We start from the raw sequence: 3,765 nt of genomic DNA, 5'->3' as shown, positions 1-3,765 counted from the left end.
TACACCGGCACGTCACGGCGCAGCCCGGACAGTTCCAGGACGCGGCTCGGCACGCCCTTCGGGGCGGCCACCACCCGCAGCCGGGTGTGCCGGTGGACGCGGCGGCGTACCTCGGCGAGGAGGCGGACGCCCTGGGAGTCCATGAAGCGGGTCGCGGTCAGGTCCAGGACGAGGACGCGCAGGCCGTCGGAGTGGTGGTCCACCGCGGTCGTGATCAGGGGCAGCAGCCCCGCGGCGTTGCAGAAGTCGATCTCGGGGGGCAGCGCGAGTACGGCGTAGCCGGGCGGATCACACGGCTCGCACGGTTGTGGGAGGAAGGTCACGTCATTCACCTGGCAGACGTCAGCCGGCTTCCGGTCGAGGCCGCTTCCTGACCCGGCCCCCATTCCACCACGCCGCCGACGGGGCGGGGAAGGTGGCCGCCGCTCCTTCGGCCGGGCGTCACCGGCAGGCAACCAAGCAGCTAAAGTGCTGTTCGTCCTGTGCTCGCAGTCGGGAATGTGCTGCGGAGCTCTCCTGCGCACGGCCGTTTGGCCGCGCATGCCGAAGAGGTTCGTGGTGGCTGCGTCCGAATTTACTGATTTGCCGCGTTTTCCGGTGGGCTTCGAGCTGGCCGAGGTCCTGACGTCGGCGGCTCGGCAACTGCACGCCACGGGCGCCCCGGACGACACCCTGAACGCCGCGGTCGAGCTGGCGGTGCGCCTGCTGCCCGGCGCTGAGCACGCGGGCATCTCGGAGATCCAGCGCGGCGGCCGACTGCGCACCCTCGCCTGGACGGACGAGTCCGTACGGTTCACGGCCGAGCCCCGGCACGGCGGCGGCCGTGAGCCGCACCCCGACTGGGAGCGTCTGTGGACCACGCCCGTGGTCCGGACGGACGACAGCGAGGCCGACGGCGGCGGGAACGCCCTCTGCGCCATCGGCCTCCGCTCGGCCCTGTCCCTGCGGCTGCGCGCCGACCGGCGCCGCCTGACCGTGCTGACGGCCTACGCTCGCAAACCGCAGGCCTTCGACGAGGACGCCACTCGCATCGGCCGGCTGTTCACCGCGCACGTCTCCATCGCCCTGGACTCGGCGACCGTGCGCGAGCAGCTCACCGAGGCCATGCGCACCCGGGACCTGATCGGCCAGGCCACCGGCATCCTCATGGAGCGGATGGACATCGACGCGGCCGGCGCCTTCGACTCCCTGGTGAAGGCCTCGCAGCGGGAGAACGTGAAACTGCGCGACCTCGCCCGCCGCATCGTCGACGCGAACACGGGTGCGGGGGGACGAGGCGTGGGCGAGCGGTGACGGGATATCCGTACGGGCATGACCTCGGAGATCCGCGACACGCTGGACCACGCGATGGCGCGCAGCCAGGGTCTCGACACCCTGCTGCGTGACCTGACCGACCGCGCGGTCGGTCAGGTGCCCGGCGCCGTCGCCTGCTCGGTGACGGTGCGCCGTGCCGACCGGCTGATGACCCTGGCGGGCAGCTCCGGTCTGCCCAGCGGCCTGGACCTGCGGCAGTACGAGAACGGCTCGGGCCCCTGTGTGGACGCCGCCGAGACGGAGAGCCCCCGGTACGCCCCCGACCTGGCCACGGAGACGCGCTGGCCCGCGTACACGAAGTACGCGCTGGCCACCGGCGTGCGCTGCGTACTGGCGCTGCCGCTGGCCGTCGAGGGCGAGACCGGCGCCGCACTCAACTTCTACGGCCTGGAACCCGATTCGCTGGCCGACGGACGTGAAGCGGCCCGCACCTTCGCGGAGCGGGCCGCGGACGTCGTGAACGAGGCCCTGCGGCTGGAGCGGCAGCGGGCGTCGGCCGCGGATGTGCGCACCGCCCTGCTCTCCCGCAGCGTCATCGACCAGGCGGTCGGCATGCTCATGGCCCGGGAGCGGATCGACGCCCACCGGGCACTGGAGCGGCTGCGCCGGGCCTCGCAGCACCGGAACGTCAAGCTCCGGGACCTGTGCGGCGAGCTGGTGGCCCGGGCGTCCGGCGGCGCCTCACGCGGCCGGCAGTGACTCCCCCTGGACCGCCTGGATGTCCAGCTCGACCCTGAGCGTCGTACCGATGGCGGCGATGCCGGCCTGGAGCACCTGGTTGTAGTTCATGGCGAAGTCCTCGCGGCGCAGTTCCGTCGTGGCGCGGAACGCCGCCCGGGTGCCGCCCCACGGGTCGGCGCCGGTGCCGAGGTAGGCCAGGTCCAGGTCGACCGGACGGCTCACGCCGTGCAGGCCCAGCTCGCCGTGGACGGTCCAGCGGTCCGGGCCCGCCTGGGACACCCCGGTGGAGCGGTAGGTGATCTCCGGGAACCGCTCGGTGTCCAGGAAGTCGGCGGAGCGCAGGTGGGTGTCGCGCATGCCGTTGCCGGTGTCGATGGAGGCCGCCCGGATCACCGCCTCCACCCGGGACTTGGTGACGTCGTCCGGCGCGATCTCGACGGTGCCGGAGAACTCCGTGAACCGGCCGTGCACGCTGGAGATGCCCAGGTGCTGGGCGACGGCGGCCACGCTGGAGTGCGCCGGGTCGACGGTCCACGGCCCCGGCGGCGGCAGCTCGGTGCCGCCCTGGCGGGCCAGCGTCACGGTGCCGGCCTCGGCCCGGCCGCTCGCGGTGACGATCGCGCTGGACGCGGCGGGCGCGTAGCCGACGGCCGTGACGATGACGGTGTACGCCCCCGGCGTCAGCGGGGTGCTGTCCCGCACGGCGCCCTCGGCGTCCGCCTCGGCGCGCAGCACCTGCGTGCCGGTCATGTCGGTCACCGTGACGACCGCGTGCGACACGGCCCATCCGTCCCGCGTTCGGATCCTCGCGGTCAGTCCCATCCCGTTTTCTCCCTGCGAAAGCTCAGAAAGTGGTCGTACAGAAGGTCGTACAGAAGGTCGTACAGAAGGTCGTGAAGACGGTCGTGAAGAAACCGGCCCGTGGTGGGCGGGCGCACCTCCGCTCAGAGCGCGCTCGCCACCACGGGCCGGGGTCTGACTACTCGCCGGGGTGGGCGAGCTCGATGTCGTGGCCGTCGGCACCCTGGCCGGCGACCGTCAGGGCCGTCGCCACCGGCGGGTAGCCGGTCGCGATGACGGTGTACTCACCGGCGTCCAGGTCGGTGAAGGCGTACGCCCCATCCGCACCGGTGGTGGCCGTGCCGACCACGTTGCCCGCCGCGTCGACGAGCGTGACGCGGGCGTCGGCCAGCGGACCGTGCGGCGCCCGCACGACGCCCTGGACCTGCGCCCCGGCCTGGAGGTCGACCTCGACGCGGGTGACGCCGGTGCCACCGACCTCCAGCGGCAGGGCGCGCGGCCGGTAGCCGGCGGCGTTGACCGCGACGGTCACCGTGCCCGGCACCAGCTCGGTGAAGGAGAACTCGCCCGCCTCACCGGTGGCGGCGGAGGCCAGCAGGTCCCCGCGCACATCGGTCACGATCACCATCGCGTCCTTGACCGGCAGCCCGCTCTCCACGGCCCGGACCAGGCCGCTCAGCCCGCTGGTGCCGCTGAGCAGGATGTCGTAGGCGACCGGCTCGTCGTTCACGACGATCGTCGACGCCTGCGGCTGGAAACCGTCGGCGGAGGCGATCAGGACGTACGATCCCGCGCTCGGCGCGTCGAGGACGTAGGAGCCGTCGGCCTGGGCGACCGAGCGGCCCAGCTGCCGGCCGCCCAGCGAGATCAGCGTGACCGCGGCCTGCCGGACCGGGGCGGACTCGGCGCCGCGGACGAAGCCGCGGACCGCGATGCCACCGGAGACGTGCGCCCCCGGCTCACCGGCTC

5 protein-coding genes are annotated in these 3,765 nt (G+C 73.3%); 2 read left to right on the top strand and 3 right to left on the bottom strand.

What is annotated here, in order from left to right; translation table 11 throughout:
• Positions 1 to 323, bottom strand: a 323-nt coding sequence (locus EBH09_RS17355) for an STAS domain-containing protein (RefSeq protein WP_153182675.1), incomplete at its 3' end; no start/stop codon positions are given.
• 217 nt (positions 324 to 540) lie between these two features.
• On the opposite strand from EBH09_RS17355, the gene EBH09_RS17350 reads away from it, so the two are divergent.
• Together EBH09_RS17350 and EBH09_RS17345 are read left to right on the top strand one after the other, a co-directional pair.
• Positions 541 to 1,293 (top strand): ANTAR domain-containing protein, encoded by a 753-nt coding sequence (locus EBH09_RS17350; RefSeq protein ID WP_193776372.1) that lies wholly within the window; start codon positions 541 to 543, stop codon positions 1,291 to 1,293.
• Positions 1,294 to 1,311: 18 nt separating this feature from the next.
• Complete coding sequence (locus EBH09_RS17345; RefSeq protein WP_121747907.1) at positions 1,312 to 2,013, top strand: GAF and ANTAR domain-containing protein; 702 nt, start codon at positions 1,312 to 1,314, stop codon at positions 2,011 to 2,013.
• Here EBH09_RS17345 and EBH09_RS17340 read toward each other — a convergent pair.
• Together EBH09_RS17340 and EBH09_RS17335 are read right to left on the bottom strand one after the other, a co-directional pair.
• Positions 1,996 to 2,817, bottom strand: a complete 822-nt coding sequence (locus tag EBH09_RS17340; RefSeq protein ID WP_121747906.1) for a YceI family protein — start codon at positions 2,815 to 2,817, stop codon at positions 1,996 to 1,998. The two genes, EBH09_RS17345 and EBH09_RS17340, sit on opposite strands and share 18 nt — an antisense overlap.
• Positions 2,818 to 2,974: 157 nt before the next feature.
• The coding region (locus EBH09_RS17335) for a carboxypeptidase regulatory-like domain-containing protein (protein WP_193776371.1) at positions 2,975 to 3,765 on the bottom strand (791 nt) is incomplete at its 5' end.

The sequence above is a fragment of the Streptomyces sp. E2N166 genome (assembly GCF_003671715.1).
GTDB classification, from domain to species: Bacteria; Actinomycetota; Actinomycetes; order Streptomycetales; family Streptomycetaceae; genus Streptomyces; species Streptomyces thinghirensis.
Note: the sequence above shows the minus strand (reverse complement) of the source record. Positions and strands in the feature narration are given on the sequence as shown.